Source organism: Ureaplasma rhincodontis (genome assembly GCF_057537535.1).
The window spans coordinates 201,473-219,942 of sequence record NZ_BAAKAX010000001.1 but is presented as its reverse complement, the minus strand read 5'-3'; the positions used below and the strand labels follow the sequence as shown (position 1 = coordinate 219,942).

15 protein-coding genes are annotated in these 18,470 nt (G+C 24.7%); 13 read left to right on the top strand and 2 right to left on the bottom strand.

Annotated elements, in window-relative coordinates; genetic code table 4:
* Nucleotides 1-33: 33 nt before the first annotated feature.
* The 10 genes from AC27EK_RS00990 to AC27EK_RS00945 are packed head-to-tail and all read left to right on the top strand — an operon-like array spanning nt 34 to nt 11,751.
* Entirely contained in the window at nt 34-786 is a 753-nt protein-coding gene (locus AC27EK_RS00990) for a Nif3-like dinuclear metal center hexameric protein (protein ID WP_487231503.1), read from the top strand.
* Between the two features lie 14 nt (nt 787-800).
* On the top strand, nt 801-1,646 hold the full coding sequence (locus AC27EK_RS00985) for an MPN551 family DNA-binding protein (RefSeq protein WP_487231502.1): 846 nt from the start codon (nt 801-803) through the stop codon (nt 1,644-1,646).
* The gene (thiI, locus tag AC27EK_RS00980; RefSeq protein WP_487231501.1) at nt 1,636-2,820 is read left to right on the top strand and encodes a tRNA uracil 4-sulfurtransferase ThiI; all 1,185 of its coding nucleotides are present in this window, start codon (nt 1,636-1,638) and stop codon (nt 2,818-2,820) included. Before AC27EK_RS00985 ends, thiI begins: the two co-directional genes overlap by 11 nt.
* On the top strand, nt 2,807-3,751 hold the full coding sequence (locus AC27EK_RS00975) for a DHH family phosphoesterase (protein WP_487231500.1): 945 nt from the start codon (nt 2,807-2,809) through the stop codon (nt 3,749-3,751). The genes thiI and AC27EK_RS00975 overlap by 14 nt, the downstream gene beginning before the upstream one ends.
* Nucleotides 3,752-6,565, top strand: coding sequence for a DNA polymerase III subunit alpha (gene dnaE, locus AC27EK_RS00970; RefSeq protein ID WP_487231499.1), 2,814 nt, complete (start codon nt 3,752-3,754; stop codon nt 6,563-6,565).
* A gap of 40 nt (nt 6,566-6,605) precedes the next feature.
* Nucleotides 6,606-7,592, top strand: coding sequence for a hypothetical protein (locus AC27EK_RS00965; protein ID WP_487231498.1), 987 nt, complete (start codon nt 6,606-6,608; stop codon nt 7,590-7,592).
* A gap of 2 nt (nt 7,593-7,594) precedes the next feature.
* The gene (locus AC27EK_RS00960) at nt 7,595-8,080 is read left to right on the top strand and encodes a hypothetical protein (protein ID WP_487231497.1); all 486 of its coding nucleotides are present in this window, start codon (nt 7,595-7,597) and stop codon (nt 8,078-8,080) included.
* 44 nt (nt 8,081-8,124) lie between these two features.
* Nucleotides 8,125-8,775 carry a 5'-methylthioadenosine/S-adenosylhomocysteine nucleosidase gene (locus AC27EK_RS00955; protein ID WP_487231496.1) on the top strand — a complete coding sequence of 217 codons (651 nt, stop codon included), beginning with the start codon at nt 8,125-8,127 and terminating at the stop codon, nt 8,773-8,775.
* Nucleotide 8,776: 1 nt separating this feature from the next.
* The gene (gene lepA, locus AC27EK_RS00950; RefSeq protein ID WP_487231495.1) at nt 8,777-10,579 is read left to right on the top strand and encodes a translation elongation factor 4; all 1,803 of its coding nucleotides are present in this window, start codon (nt 8,777-8,779) and stop codon (nt 10,577-10,579) included.
* A 32-nt stretch (nt 10,580-10,611) separates the two neighbouring features.
* Complete coding sequence (locus tag AC27EK_RS00945) at nt 10,612-11,751, top strand: hypothetical protein (protein ID WP_487231494.1); 1,140 nt, start codon at nt 10,612-10,614, stop codon at nt 11,749-11,751.
* A gap of 29 nt (nt 11,752-11,780) precedes the next feature.
* On the opposite strand, the gene AC27EK_RS00940 is transcribed toward AC27EK_RS00945, so the two are convergent.
* Nucleotides 11,781-12,530, bottom strand: a complete 750-nt coding sequence (locus AC27EK_RS00940; protein ID WP_487231493.1) for a Bax inhibitor-1 family protein — start codon at nt 12,528-12,530, stop codon at nt 11,781-11,783.
* A 118-nt stretch (nt 12,531-12,648) separates the two neighbouring features.
* The gene (locus AC27EK_RS00935; protein ID WP_487231492.1) at nt 12,649-12,999 is read right to left on the bottom strand and encodes a hypothetical protein; all 351 of its coding nucleotides are present in this window, start codon (nt 12,997-12,999) and stop codon (nt 12,649-12,651) included.
* Nucleotides 13,000-13,196: 197 nt separating this feature from the next.
* Here AC27EK_RS00935 and AC27EK_RS00930 point away from each other — a divergent pair, with 197 nt between their 5' ends.
* The 3 genes from AC27EK_RS00930 (at nt 13,197) to AC27EK_RS00920 (ending at nt 18,427) form a co-directional block, all read left to right on the top strand.
* Nucleotides 13,197-15,320 (top strand): ATP-dependent Clp protease ATP-binding subunit, encoded by a 2,124-nt coding sequence (locus AC27EK_RS00930; RefSeq protein ID WP_487231491.1) that lies wholly within the window; start codon nt 13,197-13,199, stop codon nt 15,318-15,320.
* Nucleotides 15,320-16,183: a 5'-3' exonuclease gene (locus AC27EK_RS00925; protein ID WP_487231490.1), complete on the top strand. Its 864-nt coding sequence runs from the start codon at nt 15,320-15,322 to the stop codon at nt 16,181-16,183. The genes AC27EK_RS00930 and AC27EK_RS00925 overlap by 1 nt, the downstream gene beginning before the upstream one ends.
* Nucleotides 16,184-16,273: 90 nt before the next feature.
* The gene (locus AC27EK_RS00920; protein ID WP_487231489.1) at nt 16,274-18,427 is read left to right on the top strand and encodes a RelA/SpoT family protein; all 2,154 of its coding nucleotides are present in this window, start codon (nt 16,274-16,276) and stop codon (nt 18,425-18,427) included.
* The last annotated feature ends 43 nt before the right edge of the window (nt 18,428-18,470 follow it).

The window sequence follows — 18,470 nt, the reverse complement described above, 5'->3', positions numbered from 1 at the left end:
AATAATACATATATTAAATATAGGTAATTAAAAATGATTAAAAAAGAGCTTGTTAATTTATTAGACAAATTATATAAATTTGATAATAAAGAAGATTGAGATATTTGTGGAATTAATAATGAATTTGATAATTTAAATGAAGAGGTTTCAAATGTCTTAATATCTTTAGATTTAACATCTAATCTTGTTAATGAAGCAATATTAAATAATTCTAATGTGATAATAACTCATCACCCTTTGTTTTTGAATTTGTTTAAATCAGAAGAAAAAAACAAAAAAAATATTGAATTATTCAACAAGCTTAAAGAACACAAAATAACTCACATTTCTTTGCATACTTGTTATGATGCTTATAAATTTGGAACATCTTATAATGTAAGTAAGAAAATAAAAGATTTTGATATAAAACCAACTGAAGATAGATATGCTGTTTCATTTGAATTAGATGAAACAAAACAACTTAAGTCATTTATTGATGATTTAAGAAAATCATTTGATTTTATTAAATATGATTCTTCTTTTGATAATAAAAATGTTAAAAAAATAATATTGTTGGCCGGTTCTGGTTCTGATTATCTTTATAAACTAATTGATAAAGATGTAGATTGCTTTTTAACAGGAGATGTTGGTTGACATCAATATATTGATGCAAAAGAAAACGATATTGTTATTGTTGATATTGGTCATTCTGAAGAAAAAGCTTTTTGTTATGATATTTCTAAATTGTTAGAAAAATATAAATTAAAAACAAAAATAATAGATATTAATGTAAAACTTTCAAATTAAAGATAGGAAATAAAATGCCATTTACAAAAATAAATAATAAAGATTTCAAATTAGAAAACAATAGAATAGTTCTTTCTGAAGAATATAAAAAAAATCTTAAACCCAAAAAAATTACAGGTTCAAGATTTGCTGCTGTAATGGGAATGAATAATTTCTCAACACCTGTTAAAACTTGATCGATGATGGTTAATATTTATAATGAACCAATGGAGAAAATGATAGCTGATGCTGGTAACATTATTGAACCATTAATTAAAAATAGAGTTGAAGAATTAACAGATATTCAATTCAAACAATATGATCCTTTTAAAGTTCAATTTGATGTTTTTAAAGAAGTTTCTAAAATATTTGGAGGCATTCCTGATGGAGAACCTATAAATATTGATGGAGATGTAGATTATGCTGTATGACCAATGTTGGAAATCAAAACAACTTCTATCGATAGTTTTAAATACAAAAAAGTTGGTAATTTGTTTGAATTACAAAAAGATGAACAAGGTCATCCAATTGTTAAATCAAAAGGAACTAAAAAAGAAAAATGATTTGATTCAAAAGGAAATGTTTTGGTTCCTGATGAATATAAAATGCAACTTGGTCTTTATTGTTATTTAAGAAATATAACAAAGGGTTTATTTGCTATTGCTTTTCTTGAAAGAGAAGATTATATCAATCCAAGAAAATGTAATATAAAAGATAGAGAAATTCAATTAGTTGATTTTACAATTAATTTAGAAAATTTCAAACCATTAATTCAAGAAGCTGAACAATGATATAAGAAATTTATAGAAAACGGAATTAGTCCTGAGTTGTCAAAAGAAGATCTTGAATGATTTATGAAAGAATTAGAGAATGAGAAATAAAATTTTATATATTAAATATTCTGAATTGACTTTAAAAAAGAAAAATAGAAATGAATTCATTAAATCATTAGTTAAAAATGTTAATAATTCTCTAGATGGGTTTGATTATAAACTTAAATATACTTATGATTTTATTAAGATATACAATTTTAAAAATGATAAAGAAATCATAAATATATTGAAATTTGTTCCTGGCATTCAATATTTAACAGAAGCTTATGAATATGATATTAATGATTTTGAATTATTGAAATCTGAAATATTTGAAACTTGTAATTTTGATAACTTTAAATCCTTTAAAGTGGAATCAAAAAGAAGCTTTAAAGAATTTGAATTAACATCTGTTGATATTAAGTTGCAACTGGCTGCTGTTATTTTAAAAAACAAAGAAATCAAAGTTGATGTTAAGAATCCTGAACTTTTAATTAATATTGAAGTTTCAAAAGATAATATTATAATTTTTACAAATAAAATAATCTGTGAAAAAGGTTTGCCAATAGGATCTAATGGTAGGATTCTAATGTTATTAAGTGGAGGGATTGATTCTCCAATAGCTGCAAAATTATTGATGAAAAGAGGACTTAAAGTTGATTTTTTAACTTTTATAACACCTCCTCATACTTCTGAAAAAGCCTTAGACAAAGTTAAAAAAATCGCTAGTCATATTACTATGAATGAAAAATTACAAAAAAACAAATTGTTTATATGCAATTTCTCCACATTGCAAGACGAAATAAGACATATTGAAAAAGAAAGTTATCGAATTACTTTAATGAGAAGATATTTCTTTAGAATAGCTAAGGAAATTAGTATTAAATACGGTTATGATGCTATAGCCACTGGTGAATCTTTAGGACAAGTGGCTTCACAAACTATTGAAAGCATGCAAGTTATTAATTCTTCAATAGAAAATTATTTAGTTTTAAGACCCTTAGTTGCTATTAATAAAGAAGACATAATTACAATGTCTAGAAAATATGGTTTATATGATTTATCTATTCTTCCATACGATGATTCATGTTCTTTATTTGCTCCAAAAAAACCGACAACAAAACCTAAATTAGAAACTGCTATTAAATTAGAAGAAAGTTTGGACTTTGTAGAAACTGTATTTAATAACACTTTAGAGAATAAAATAGAAGTGTTTAAAGGAGTGTTTGATGAAGATATTTAATACTATTATTAATGAAATACAAAGACATGACAAAATCACTTTATTTTTTCATGCGAACCCGGATTTAGATGCATTATCTTCTGCTTTTGGATTAAAACTTTTTATTGAAAAAAACTTTAAAAGTAAAGAAGTTATTGTTTGTGATTATGATGACGTTAGAGAAGATGTTTTTTTAGAAACATTTAGAAATTTAGAAACTAAAAAAACTGTAGATAAATTTCTAAAAAATTCGTTAGGAATTATTGTAGATACTGCTAACGAAGAAAGAGTTTACTCTAAAAAAAATAGATTATGTAAAAAAACAATAAGAATTGATCATCATCTGCAAGTAGAAGAGTTTTGTGACATTGAATGAATCGAACCACAAACCTCTTCTGCTACAGAAATGGTTGTTAATTTAATTAAGTTTTGAGGTCTAGAAATAGATGAAAATATATTAAATATTTTATATTATGGAATCTTAACAGACACAAATAGATTTATGTATTCAAATGTAAATTCTAAAACTTTTTTAACAATATCTTGAATGTTGCAAAGAGGACTTAATAAAGAAAAAGTACATAATGATCTTTATACTAAATCTTATAAAGAATCTGTTTTGAACAACAAAATATTTAAAAAAATAAGAATTACCAAAAAAGGAGTCGGATATATTTTTTTAAATAAAAAAGATAACAAAAAATTCAAACTTAAAAAATTTGGTGACAAAGTAAATTTAATGGCTGGATATAAAGAGATAAAAATTTGAACGATTCTTTATTTTGATGAAGATTCTAATTTCTGAAAAGGCTCTTTAAGAAGTAGAGAATATGATGTAAACTCAGTTGCTGTCAAATTTAATGGAGGCGGCCATAAATTTGCTTCTGGATATAAATTAGAAGAAAGAAAAGATTTTAAAAAAGTTATTAAAGAATTAGAAAGGTTAATATAGATGAAATTATTTAATCTTAATGTTAAATCTTATTATTCAATTTTAAATTCAACATTATCTATTGATGACATTATTAATTATGCTTTAAAACATAATCAAAAATATGTTTCATTAATTGATGATAATGTTATGTTTGGAGTTGCTGAATTTTATAAAAAAGCTATTCAAAACAATTTAAAACCAATAGTAGGAATTGAAGTTGAGATAGAAAATAACAAATTTGTATTAATAGCTAAGAACTTTAAGGGATATCAAGAAGTTGTTAAAATTTCTTCTCATATTAATGAAGAAATCGATTTTTCAATTAATATGATATTAGATTCGCAAAATATATTTTTCATAAGAACAAAAGGTAATTTTGAGTGTGATAATAATAATTTTTATGTATGTCAAAACAACCATATGAAAAATATAATTTGTAATGAAGTTAGATATGAAAACTTTAATGATTCTAAAACTTTAAAAATTTTAAACAGCATAAGAGATGCTAAAAAAATTTTATTAGATGATCTTGAAAATATAAATAATACAAATCGTTTTTTAACAGAAGAAGAATTAAATTCTTATGATGAAATTTCTAAAAAGAACTTTATTAATATGATCTCAGAGATCAATTTTGAATTTCCAAAATTTGATAAAAATATTTTTCAATTTTCTAAAACATTTTTAAAAATGGATGAAAAGATAGTTATTAAAAGATTATGTTTAGATTTTTTAAATGAAAACAAATTAAATAATAAAAAATATTTAGATAGATTAGATTATGAACTAAATGTAATTTTTGAAAAAAATTTTTCTGATTATTTTTTAATAGTTAGTGATTTTGTTAAATATGCTAAGAAAAATGACATTACAATAGGCCCAGGAAGAGGAAGCGCTTCTGGTTCTTTAGTTTCTTTTTGTTTGGAAATTACAGAAGTTGATCCAATTAAATATAATTTATTATTTGAAAGATTTCTTAACAAAGATAGAGTGTCAATGCCTGATATCGATATCGATGTGATGGATGAAAAAAGAAATGATTTGTTGAATTTTGTTTTTAAAAAATATGGAGAAAACAAAACTTCTTACATAATCACTTTTTCAACTATTAAAATAAAATCTGCTATTAGAGATGTAGGAAGAATTTTTGATATTGATAAAAAAATAATCGATCTTATTTCTAAAAAAATTTCTATTGATAATAGAGAAGAACTTATTGAATTGATTGAAAACGATCAATTCTTTTCTTCAATAAATTATGATTATCCATATTTATTTGAATATGTTTTAAAAATTCTTAATAATCCAAGACAAATATCTATACATGCTGCTGGTATTGTTATTTCTAAAGATGATATATGAAACAGAGTTCCGACTACAAAAGGACCAAATGGAGAGAAACTTGTTCAATATTCTATGGAATATTTAGAAAATTTCGGTCTTATTAAAATTGATATTTTAGCTTTAAGAAATCTTACTATTATTAATAAAATTATTAAGTTAGTTGAAATGAGATATTCGAAAAAACTTGACAATATAAATCTTAATGAAGAAAAAGTTTTTTCCATATTTAAAAAAGCACAAACAACTGGAATATTCCAGTTTGAATCTCATGGAATGAGAAATTTACTAAAAAAAATAGAACCTAACAATATAGAGGATCTTTCTTTAACTTCTGCTTTATTTAGACCTGGGGCTTCTAGTTTTATTGATGAACTTGTTAGAAACAAAAAAGATAAAACTAAAATTAAATATTTTAATAATGAAATTAAAGAAATTCTAGATACTACTTATGGAGTTATTGTTTATCAAGAACAAATTATCAAGCTTACCAAAACTATTGCAATGTTTGATTCTGTTTCTTCAGATAACTTCAGAAGAGCTATTTCTAAAAAAGAAATTAAAGAAGTTAATAAATTAAAACAAAATTTTATTAAATCTTCTATAGTTAATAATTATAAAGAAGAAACCGCTAATGAAATATTTGAAACTATGCTTCAATTTGCTAAATATGGATTTAATCATTCCCATTCTATTGCTTATGCTCTTATTTCTTATAAAATGGCTTATTTGAAGGCCTTTTATAGTTTAGAAGCGCTTTGTATATTTTTGAGTTATAACCAATTTAATAATTCAGAAATCAAAGCCTATTTAAAAGAAACAAAAGAACAAAAAATAAATATTAAAAATCCAAGTATTAAAAATAATTTTGATAGTTTTTCTTTAGAAGGAAATAACATTATTCTTCCATTATCTTCTATAGTTTCTGTTGGAAAAGAAACAATATTAAAAATAATGAAAATAAAAGATGAATTAAAGAACTTTAATAATCCTATATTAATAATAGTTGCTCTTAAATCTAAATCAGTATCTAAGGTTGTTATTGAAAATCTAATAAAAGCAGGTGCTTTTGATGAAATAGAAAGTAGAAGAAGTTTTTTATTACATAATCTTGATAAAATTCTTTCCATTCCATTTGTTTCTAAGAACGAATTAAATAATATTAAATTGAATCTTAATGAACAAATAATCGAAAACAAAGAAGATTATATTAAATGAGAAACTGATTTGTTGCCTATAATTATTACTAAATCTAGAATTGATACTTTAATTAACAAACAAGTAAATATAAAAATTAATAATGTTATCAAAAAAACTTCTTTAAGCAAAAAAGATTTCTTGATAGTTAATTGTTTAATAGAAAATGATATTAATCAAGAAGTATTTGTTTTTGATTTAAATACTATAAAAAGAATATTAGATGAAAAACACAATAATAAATTTTATCTTTCAGAATGAAATGATAAATTTGTAATAAAAAATATTAAATAAATTAAAAAACCCTTCATATATATAAGTGAAAGGTTTTTTTATGTATATAAAACAATTTGTTGGAAAAAACAACAAAACAACTGTTTTGGAATTGGTTGATTCTTCTTATAAGTCTAAATTGGTGAATAGAAATTTATATTTTGAATACAGATTGAAAATAAAAGGAGACTTTTATTTGCCTATGAATTTTCTTAATCTTAAATTCATGAGTCAATTTGCAACAGTTGAATCCATACCATTTATTATTGATAAACATGTTGGAGATGTATATGATTTGGTTGCTAAATTTCAAATAGATGTTTCAAATTCTAAGGTCTTTAATGAATCAAAAGATCAAAAATTTGTTTATTCTTTTATACCAACTATCGACATGGTTGTTTATAACCAATTGTTAAAACAAATTTCCCAATTATTGCTTGATTGATTTGCGTTTATTTTTTGTAATATGAATAATTATTCATTGTCCACATATTATGCTAATTATTTGCTAGATGAACTTACTTTTAAAGATGTTCAGTCTAAATATTATGGAATGGAATTTAAAGTATTGCCTTCTGATTATTTTAAGGCTTATGCAAATAATACTACCAACCCACCTATGTATTATTTTCATCCAATTATGAAAGATAAGCAAACTAAGTTCGATAAAATAAATCAATTATATAAATCAAATGCTTCTGGAAGTATTTTTCAAGCATTTGATGAAGTTAATATAGAAATATACTATGAAACAAGTAATCAATTTAAAAAATTAGTTATTAATAAAAAACCAGAATTTATTAATAACAATAGCACCGATTTAAGTTTCGGAGTGAAAACTTTCTATGACTATGAAAAAGAAGAATTAATATTAAGTGAAAAAGGAATTGAGGGAATATATTTTCCAATAAAAACTGTTGGTGAAGTCAGATTAAAAATTATTAAATCAAATATTTCTTATACTGGAAGTTTTCGTTTAATTTTCACAGAAGAATTGTTGCCAGAATCATTATTATTAAATAAATTTTCAATTATAAGGACTAAATAAATATGATAAATAAAAAAGTTGTATTCAAAATAGCTACAGGATTTTTTACACTGATATTTTGTTCAGGGGTTGTATTGTCTTGTTTTTCATTATCACAATCTATAAGCAACAAAAATGATCCAAATTCAAACAAAACAGATGTAGTGAGCAATAAAAAATATTCTCATTATAATTTGGTTGATAAGATTAATAAAAAAACTTTTTTTAGAAGTTTAATAAACTATGTAAAATATTTTAATTTACAAAAAATAACACTAGAAGAAAATTACATTGATAATGCTGTATATGAATATATGAAGAATTTAATTGCTAAATTATTTTTAAAAGATTCTACAAAAGAAAAGATAATTGTGAACACTAAAACTAACTACAATAGAGAAAGAAAGTGAATAGATGTTCAAGTTTGATGATCAATAAGGCTTAATGGAGATTATGAGAATTTTTATGAAAAGAAATTTTATGATGAATTTAAAATATTAGTAGAATAAAAAAACTCTTGTTAATTCTTATTGAACTTATATAATAAAACCATATGAAGATAATAATAATCGCTTTAAAAGAAGAAATAAATATAGATTTGAACAAATATAAAAAAGATCATGCTAACAGCACTCTTTTTTATTATTTAAATGATGATTTAATATTGGCTTTTAGTGGAGTTTCTAAAACAAACGCAACAATTTGTTTAACCAATTTATTATATAAATTCAATGAAATTGAATTTATATTAAACATAGGAACTGCTGGTAGTTATGATAAAAAAGAATCAGCATATTTATGTAACAAATTTCAATTTTTAGATGTTGATGCTATTGATTTTGGTTATGAAGTTAATCAAACACCAAGAATGAATAAATTTTATGAATTTGAATTTAATCAAATTCATAAAATTTATGAAACGTTAAAAGAAGTAGAAAGCAATTCTTTAAGAGGGATTTGTGGAACTTCTGATTCTTTTATTAATCAAAGAAATTATAAAAAATATTCAGAACTTGAAAAAGTTAATGTTTTTGATATGGAATCTGCTTCTTTAGCTCAAACTGCTTATTTAAATAAAACAAATTTCATAGCTATTAAGTTTATAAGTGACAGTATTATTAATCCCCAATTTTCAGAAAAACAATTTAATGAGAATTTAAAATCAATTTCTCATAAAATTGAAGAAATTATTAAGAGACTTTAAAATGAATAATAAATCAAAAATTAGAAACTTTAGCATCATAGCACATATTGATCATGGTAAATCAACTTTAAGTGATCGTATTATAGAAATGACTAATTCTCTTGAAAAAAGAGAAATGAAAGCCCAAATTCTAGATTCTATGGATATTGAAAGAGAAAGAGGAATAACTATTAAATTGAATGCTGTTCAATTAAAATATACTTCTTTAGCTGGTGAAAACTATGTTTTTCATCTTATAGATACACCAGGACATGTTGATTTTACTTATGAAGTTAGTAGATCATTAGCTGCTTGTGAAGGTGCTATATTGGTTGTAGATGCAGCACAAGGTATTGAGGCTCAAACTTTATCTAATGTTTATTTGGCTCTTGAAAATGATTTAGAAATAATACCTGTAATCAACAAAGTTGATCTTCCATCTGCTGATGTTGAAAAAGTTAAAAAAGAAATAGAAAACACTATTGGTCTTGATTGCTCAGAAGCTCCATTAATATCAGCAAAGACAGGATTAAATGTTCAAGATGTTCTTGAATCAATTATTAAGGTTATCCCTGCTCCAAAAGAAGCTGACGATTCTAAACCATTAAGAGCTTTAATATTTGATTCATATTATGATTCATATAAGGGTGCTATTTGTTTAGTCAGAATTGTTGATGGTGTTTTAAAGCCGGGCGACAAAATAAAAATGATGGCTTTGAATTCAGAATTCATAGTTACCGAGGTCGGTGTAAGAACTCCTAAATTGACTAATAAAAAAGAATTAGTTGCTGGTGAAGTTGGATGAGTAGCTGCTGCAATTAAAACTGTTAAAGACGTTAGCGTTGGTGATACTATCACTTTAAGCGAGCGTTCTGCAACTGATGCGCTTGCTGGTTATAAAAAAATACAACCAATGGTTTTTTGTGGGCTTTATCCTATTGACACAAGTAAATACGAAGATCTTAAAGAAGCAATGACTAAAATTGTTTTATCAGATGCTGCTCTTGAATATGAATATGAAACTTCACAAGCTCTTGGGTTTGGTATTCGTTGTGGTTTTTTGGGTTTATTACATATGGACGTTATTAAAGAAAGAATTAGTAGAGAATTCAATATAGAACTTATTATGACTGCTCCTAGTGTTCAATACGAAGTTCTTAAAACTAATAAAGAAACTATTTGAATAGATAATCCTTCAAAATTACCAGATAGAAATCATATTGATAAAATATTTGAACCTTTTGTCAAACTTGAAATAGTATTACCTAATAATTTTGTTGGTTCGATAATGGAATTGTGTCATCAATTTAGAGGAACTTACATTGATTTACAAGTTATAGATGCCGATAGAAGAAAACTTGTTTATGAAATGCCATTAGCTGAAATTATGTATTCTTTCTTTGACAAACTTAAATCATTGTCTAAGGGTTATGCAACACTTGATTATGAATTAATTGGTTATAGGTCTGAAAAGTTATCAAAAATTGATATCATGCTTAATGGAAATAAAGTAGATGCCTTAAGTTTCATTAGTCATCAAGATTTTGCATATAGAAAAGGCAAACTAATCACTCAAAGACTTAAAGAACTTATTCCAAGACAGCAATTCGAAGTTCCAGTTCAAGCGGCTATTGGAAGTAAAATTATTGCTAGAGAAACCATTAAATCATTTAGAAAAGACGTTATTGCTAAATGTTATGGTGGTGATATAACTAGAAAAAGAAAATTATTAGAACAACAAAAAGAAGGAAAGAAAAGACTTAAATCAATAGGTGCGGTTGATGTTCCTCAAGATGTCTTTATTGACGTTTTGAAAGAAAATTAGAAGGGTAAGTAATTTTATTTGGTTTGTTAAAAATGAAATTAAATTTTAAAAAAATTATATGTTTTTTCTTTATAGTTAGTTCACTGTTTGCAATTTCTTCTTCTTTGATTTTTAGCCCTAAAAAAATAATTATAAAGAATGCTAGTAAAGAAATATTTGATGGTGGTCTTTATTTTTCTTTTACTAAAAAAAATATCGATCTTCAAAACAAGATAAACTATTATCAATTTCTTCAATTGTTAAAAAACGAACTTAATTATTTAGATGTACATAAAAAAACTTCAAATCAAACTCCAATTTTGCAATATTTAGATTTTACATTGTTGCCATTCTTTTTCAAAATTAATCAAAAACGACCTATAAAAGTTGGTATTTTAGATATAAAAGCAGTTGAATATCAAAATTGACAAACTATGAAATTGAAATTATCTGTAGTTGAAAATAAAAATAATCATTTTGTTGATATTTACCAGTCAGGCACAAATTTAACAATAAGTAATTTTAAAGAAGTTAATGTGCCAGATATTAAAGATATTAGGGCTGGAGGTCGTGATTTAGTTAATAAAATTTATGCTGGAACTTCTTTAAATTCTAATTATGTAAATGATAAAAATGGTCTTTCAGAAATAAATGCTTCTCAATTAAATGAATATTTTAAAAATGAATATGCTTCTAAATTTGTTTATGATCTTTCAAGTCATTGAATTGCAATTACAGATATAGCCAATTTTAGAATTGAAAAAAATATAGTTTATTTTGACGTTATGATTAAATCATTTCACATGTTTTTTCCACATTTTATTGATAAAAGATTTTCTGATTTAGCACTTCAGAAAATAATTTTTGAAAAACCTATAAAACTTATAAGCATGCAAATAGTATATAATTCATCATCAAACCCTGTTCCTCCACCAGAGCCACCAACTCCACCTAGCGAACCAGATAATCAGCAACCATCTCCTGATGGTAAACCACTTCCGCCAACTCCACCTAGCGAACCAGAACCTCAACCAAATCAACCTGATTACAAACCATCAGAAGAAAACGATTTAAGTGTTTTTAATAAAATGACAACCGGATTTCTAATGACAATAGTTTCAGGTTGTATAATGTCTATAATGTTGTTGTTATTTGTAGCTATTAGTAGTGTTAAATTTAGTTCAAAAAAATAAAAAAGCAGACATACATCTGCTTTTTATTATTAACTAGCTAATCTTGCTCAATATGCCATTTTAGTAAATACATATAAGAAATCAGTCAGTAATCTAAATCCAAAGAAAGCAACAGCTTTATTCATGTTTATGTCTGCTCCATGAGCATTAATAAATTCTTCTTTTTTTCTTATCATGTAGACATCAAATGCCACATAACCAACAGATAAGAAAGTTCCTATTATAGTAATTAATATCATTCATCATGATCTTGATGAATTATACATTGGTGTTAATAACATTATTAATATTGTTACACTTGAAACAAGTAAGAAGAAGATTGATAGTATTCCAATAAGTTTTCCTAAACTGTTCATAAATTTCTCTTTACCAAATCTACCAATTAATCCAGCAAACAATATAAGAGAACCTGTAGAACCAAATAAGAATGCAAGTTGTGATCCATTAAATTGTGAAAAGATTAATCCAAATCCAACTCCAAAACCTATTATGTAAGTTGAATATGTAAATATAATAAAAATTCAACTAGCTTCTAATGGATTTCTTTTAAAATTTCATATTATGTAACAAACTATTCCAACTATTAATAATAGAGAACCACCTAAATAGAACCCTTTAGAATTAATAGAAGTAATAATATTGCCATGGCTTAAAAAATAACTAACAAGAGCAGCTATTGCAGCAACCAATAAGAAACCCAAACCACTTACTATGAAAGATTTGCCTAATAATCTTGATTGAGACTGAGCAAATTCTGCTCTAAATATTTGTCTAGACATTTAATACCTCTATTTTGTAATTAGTAATTAATTATATATAAAAAAATACATTAATTGATTAATTAAATCAAAAAATGTATTATTAAATCTTTTATTTTTTTGATTCTTCTTCTTTTAATTAACCTTCTAATTGTTTCTGAGAATCATCTTTATCATTTGTTTCTTCTTTTGAATTTGAAACAACATTATTTGATTCATCATTCAAGTGATTTTTAATTTTAATTTGAAATACAAAAGTTGCAATTATTCCCAATAATAATAACGAAAGAATCCCTCAAACTATTTTTTGATTATCTAACTCTCTTACATCATATTGGTTAGTCATAATCTTAATAGAAGCAATAATGTTGTATATTACTGCTACAAAAATAGGGATTATTAAGAAAAATATGAAAATACAAACTAACTGTACAGTGTTGTACTTTTTAAGTTCTTCATAGTAAGATTCTAATTTTTGGTTTTTATTCATTGTGCTCTCCTTATGTAAAGCATTACAATTTTAAATTTTAAATCATTTATTTAAATAAAAAAATTAAGCACTCAAATTTCAACTTTTTATTCTCAACAAACATCAAAAAAATATAATTAGCACTTTTTTAAAAGAGTGCTAATTTTATAAAAAATATGATATATTTAAACTAACACAATCAATAGAAAGGATTCAATATGGAATTTAAACAAACCGGTGGTCAAGGATTTAAACCACTTGAAGCTTATGGAAGAAATCTTAACGAAGAAGTTAAAAACAATAAGATGGATCCTGTAATTGGTAGAGATGCTGAAATAAGAAGAATTATAGAGATTCTAAGTAGAAAAAGCAAAAACAACCCCGTTTTAATTGGAGAACCAGGAGTTGGTAAAACTGCAATTGTTGAAGGTTTAGCACAAAGAATTGTCAATAAGGATGTTCCTGATAATTTATTAGATAAGGAAATTTGAGAAATTACGTTATCTTCTTTAATAGCTGGAGCTTCTTTTCAAGGACAATTTGAAGAAAGATTAAATCAAATAATTAAAGAAGTTAAAAAATCTAATGGAAATATAATTCTGTTTATTGATGAAATTCATCAAATTGTAGGTATGGGTAAAAACCAATCTTCAATGGATGCTGCTAACATTCTTAAACCAATGATGGCCAGAGGGGAACTAAAACTTATTGGTGCTACTACTCTTAAAGAATATAGAGAAAATATCGAAAAAGACGCTGCGCTTGAAAGAAGAATGTCTAAAATATTAGTTCTTGAACCTTCAAAACAAGAGGCTTTAACTATCATGAGAGGGTTAAAAAATAAATGAGAAATATATCATGGTGTAAAAATAGCAGATTCTGCTCTTATAGAAGCTGTTGAATTAAGTCAAAGATATATATCTGATAGATTTTTGCCTGATAAAGCTATAGACCTAATTGACGAAGCATGTGCTAAAGTTCAAACCGAAATGCACTCAATGCCTGAAGAACTTGATGATCTTAAAAGAAATCTTATTCATTTAAGAACCGAAGAAGCTGCTTTAAAATCTGAAACTGATGAAAAATCTTTAAAAAGATTAGAAGAAATAAAGAAAAAGATTAACAATTTAACATCAGAAGAAGAAAAATTAAACAAAACATGATTAAAAGAAAAATCAGAAGCAGAAAAAGTTAAAGTTTTAAAAAATCAAATAGATGAATATAAAAATAAAGTTGAAACATTACAAATATCAGGTGATTATGCTAAAGCTTCTGAAATTTTATATTACAAAATTCCAGAACTTTCTAAAAAATTAGAAGATGCTGAAAATCATATTAAAAAAACTAATTCTTCAAATAACTTAATATCAGATACTGTTACAGATAAAGAAATAGGAGAGGTTATTTCAAAAGCTACAGGAATACCACTTAATAAAATAGTATTATCAGAACAAGAAAAATTACTTAATCTTGAGAGTCAAATTCAATCAAGAGTTAAAGGTCAAGATGAAGCTATTAAGTTAGTTTCAGATGCTGTTTTAAGAGGAAGAGCTGGAATTAATAATCCAAATAAGCCAATAGGTTCTTTCTTATTCTTGGGTTCTACTGGTGTTGGTAAAACAGAAATTGCAAAAGCATTAGCTCAAAACTTATTTGATGATGAAAACTCATTAATAAGATTTGATATGTCTGAATACATGGAAGCTCATTCTGTTTCTAAACTTATTGGCGCTCCTCCTGGATATGTTGGTTATGAACAAGCTGGTGATTTAACAGAAGCCGTTAGAAGAAAACCATATTCTGTTTTATTATTTGATGAAATAGAAAAAGCAAATCCAAAAATTTTAAATTTATTCTTACAAATATTGGATGAAGGACATATTAAAGATTCTCAAGGAAAAAGAATAAATTTCAAAAACACAATAATAATAATGACATCAAATATAGGTTCTGAACTTATATTAGAAAACAAAAAGGCAGAAGCTATTGATGCTTTAAAACTTAGATTAAAACCAGAACTTATTAATAGATTTGATGAAGTTATATTATTTAATCCACTTGAAGAAGAATCAATTATATTAATTGCTAAAAAATTATTAACAGATCTAGAACTAAGAGCATATAGTGAAGGATATGAAATTAAGTTCACTGATGAAGTTTCTAAAATAGTTAAAAACAGAGCTTATAGCAGAGAATATGGTGCTAGACCTTTAAGTAGATGAATACAAAAAAATATAGAAAATGATTTAGCTAAAATGATCATTAAAAATGAAATAATGAAAAATAAAAAATATACTTTAGATTTTGATTCAATTAAATCTAAATTAGAAATTAAGAAATAATGAAAAAAGCAATAGTAATAGATGGAAATTCATTAGTATATAGAGCATTTTATGCTACTTTATCTCAAGCTGAATTTTCAATAGAACATAATCTTCAACCAGTTAATGCTTTAAAATTAATGCTTAATTTTGCTTATAAATTTAAAAACGATAATTATGATTATTGTTTAATAGCTTTTGATCATCAAAAGAAAAATTTTAGACACAAATTATTGAATGATTATAAAGCAGGAAGAAAACCAATGCCAGAAGCATTGGTTTCTCAATTAGAATTAATTAAAGAGAACTTAAATCATTTGGGATTTAATATATTAAGTATCAATTCAAAAGAAGCCGATGATCTAATAGGTTCTTTTTGCAAAATAATGAAAAAAGAAAACATAAAAACTTCTGTTTTTAGTTCTGATAAAGATATGCTTCAACTGGTTGATAAAGATGTAGAAGTTCATCTTATTAAAAAAGGATTAACTCAAATTCAAATAAACAATTCTGATAATTTTGAAGAATTAAATAATATGAAACCTTCACAAATAACTGATTTCAAGGGAATAGTTGGAGATGCTTCTGATAACTTAGTAGGAGTTAAGGGCATTGGAGAAAAAACAGGACTAAAGTTAATTAGTGAATATGGTTCAATAGAAAATATTTATAATCATTTAACAGATTTAAGTTCTTCTATTCAAAAGAAATTTAATGATTCGAAAGAAATGGCATTCCTTTGTAAAGAATTAGCCACTATTGAAACTGATATATTTTCAGAATATTCTTCAGATGATTTTAAGTTTAAAAAACCAAATAAGAAATTACTAAAAGACACAATTGAAAAATACAATATAAGCGGATTAGACAAAATATTTCAATAATAAACTTGCTTTTTATTATTAATCTCTATAATTTGAATTTTGTTATCCCAAAATCAATTAACTAACAAATAAGTTTATAATTAAATTAATATGACAAAAGAAATACAAATTTATAAAGACAAAATATTAAAAAATATTAAAAAATTAGAATTAACAAAAATGGAGGAAGAAAAAATTTCTTTCGCCATTGATTATGCAGATAAAAAACACTCTGGTCAAAAAAGAAAATCTGGAGAACCTTTTATAATTCATCCATTTGAAACTGCTTTGAGTTTAATTGAATGAAATATGGACGCAGAAACTATACTAGCTGGCATATTACACGATGTTATAGAAGATACAGATACTTCTGAAGAAGAATTAACTAATCTTTTTGGAAAAACTATTACAAAATTAGTTGATTATGTGAGTAAAGTTTCTAATTTTGCAAGAAAAAACAGAAATGAAAAACAAATAATACCATCTAATGAATATGGTATTAAAGTTTTCATGTCTATGACAAAAGATTTAAGAGCAATGATTGTTAAATTAGCAGATAGACTTCATAATCTTAAAACTATTCATTATTTAAGAGAAGAGAAACAAATAAGAATAGCAGAAGAAACTATTAGTCTTTATGCTAATATTGCTGGCAGATTAGGTATGTACACTGTTAAAACTAAAATGCTTGATTTGTGTTTTGAAGTATTAGATAATAAAAATTACAATAAAACAAAAAAAACTATTCAAGGTTTAATAAACAGAAAACAAGTTAAATGAGATGAAATGACTAATAAGGTTTCAGATATTTTAACTTCTTATGATATTCAATATGAAGTGGTTTCTAGAACAAAAGGAATACACTCCACTTTTGTGAAATTACAAAAATCACACAACATCGATGAAATTCATGATATTTATGCCATTAGACTTATTGTTGATTCTCCTTTACATTGTTATAAAGTTTTGGGATTATTGCATTTGAATTTTAAATATTTGCCTAAAGCCTTTAAGGATTATATTTCTAATCCAAAACTTAATTTATATCAGTCTATTCATACTACTTTGGTGGAAAACTCAACTTTTCTTGAAATACAAATTAGAACACAAAAAATGGATAGATTTGCCAACTCAGGTTTGGCTGCTCACTGATATTATAAAGAGTTATCAACCGAAAGTATTTCAGATGCGGTTTCTGTTAAACTTGGTGATTTATTTAATTTAACTACACAAAATTTTGAAGAAATTAAAAAACAAACTAAGAGAAAAATTTTTGATATTTTTATATTAAATAATGGGACGTCAGTAATTACTGACAAGTTTACAACTGCTTTAGATCAAGCATTTGCTTATGATTCTAATAAGTTTATATATCTTAATGGAATATTAAGAAATGGTGTGCAATGTCCTTTTGATTCGACTTTAGAACAAGGAGATAGCCTTAAATTTCAATATTCAAAAGCTGAAGTTATTACAATTAGTAAAAGTTGAATAAGTTCTGTTAAAACGACAAAAGCCAGAAAATTCATTTCTGAATTTCAAACTTCAGTTGACAAAGTTGCTAAAAATAATATTGTTAATTTCTTTTTACAAATTAAGAATCATTTAGAAAATAAATGAGTAGGCGAAGAAAGGGCGCTGGAAGTAATTAAAGAATTATTTGGAATTTCTTCTTTTGATGAATTTTTGAATTTTGTTGAATTTAGTAAAAAAAATAATTTATTTTTTGCTGGTTTATTTAATAAGGATGAAAAAGAAGTTAAGAGAACTCACTTATCATTATTAATGTTTTTCTCTCAATGATTATTTAGTGAGAAATACTTTAAATATCCAGAAGAAATAATTATTGAAACTATTAAAATGCCAACTTGTTGTATTAAAATTCCAGGAATGAACATAGTAGGTATTGTTACTAAAAATTCTATTGAAATTCACAATGTTAAATGTTCATTTATAGATTTTAAAAAATGAAAAACAATCAATCTAGAATGAGACAATGAAAAATTAATGAGAAATTATGCTTTATTTGAATTCAAAATAGATTTTAAGGTTGAATGAACTTCATCTCTTTCTAAGATTTTAATTAATGAACAAAAAAACCTTAGCATGTTAACTAATTTATTAAAAATTGATAGAGAAGAAGATGGAAAAACCACATCTGTTCATATTAATTTATCAGTTAGAAATTTTGCAATTCTTAAAACTTGATATCAAAGAATATTTAATCATTTAGTTTTTGTTGAAGAACCAAATTTTCTTAAATAATGTGTTAAAATTACTATTTAATGATTCAATACATATATAGGTA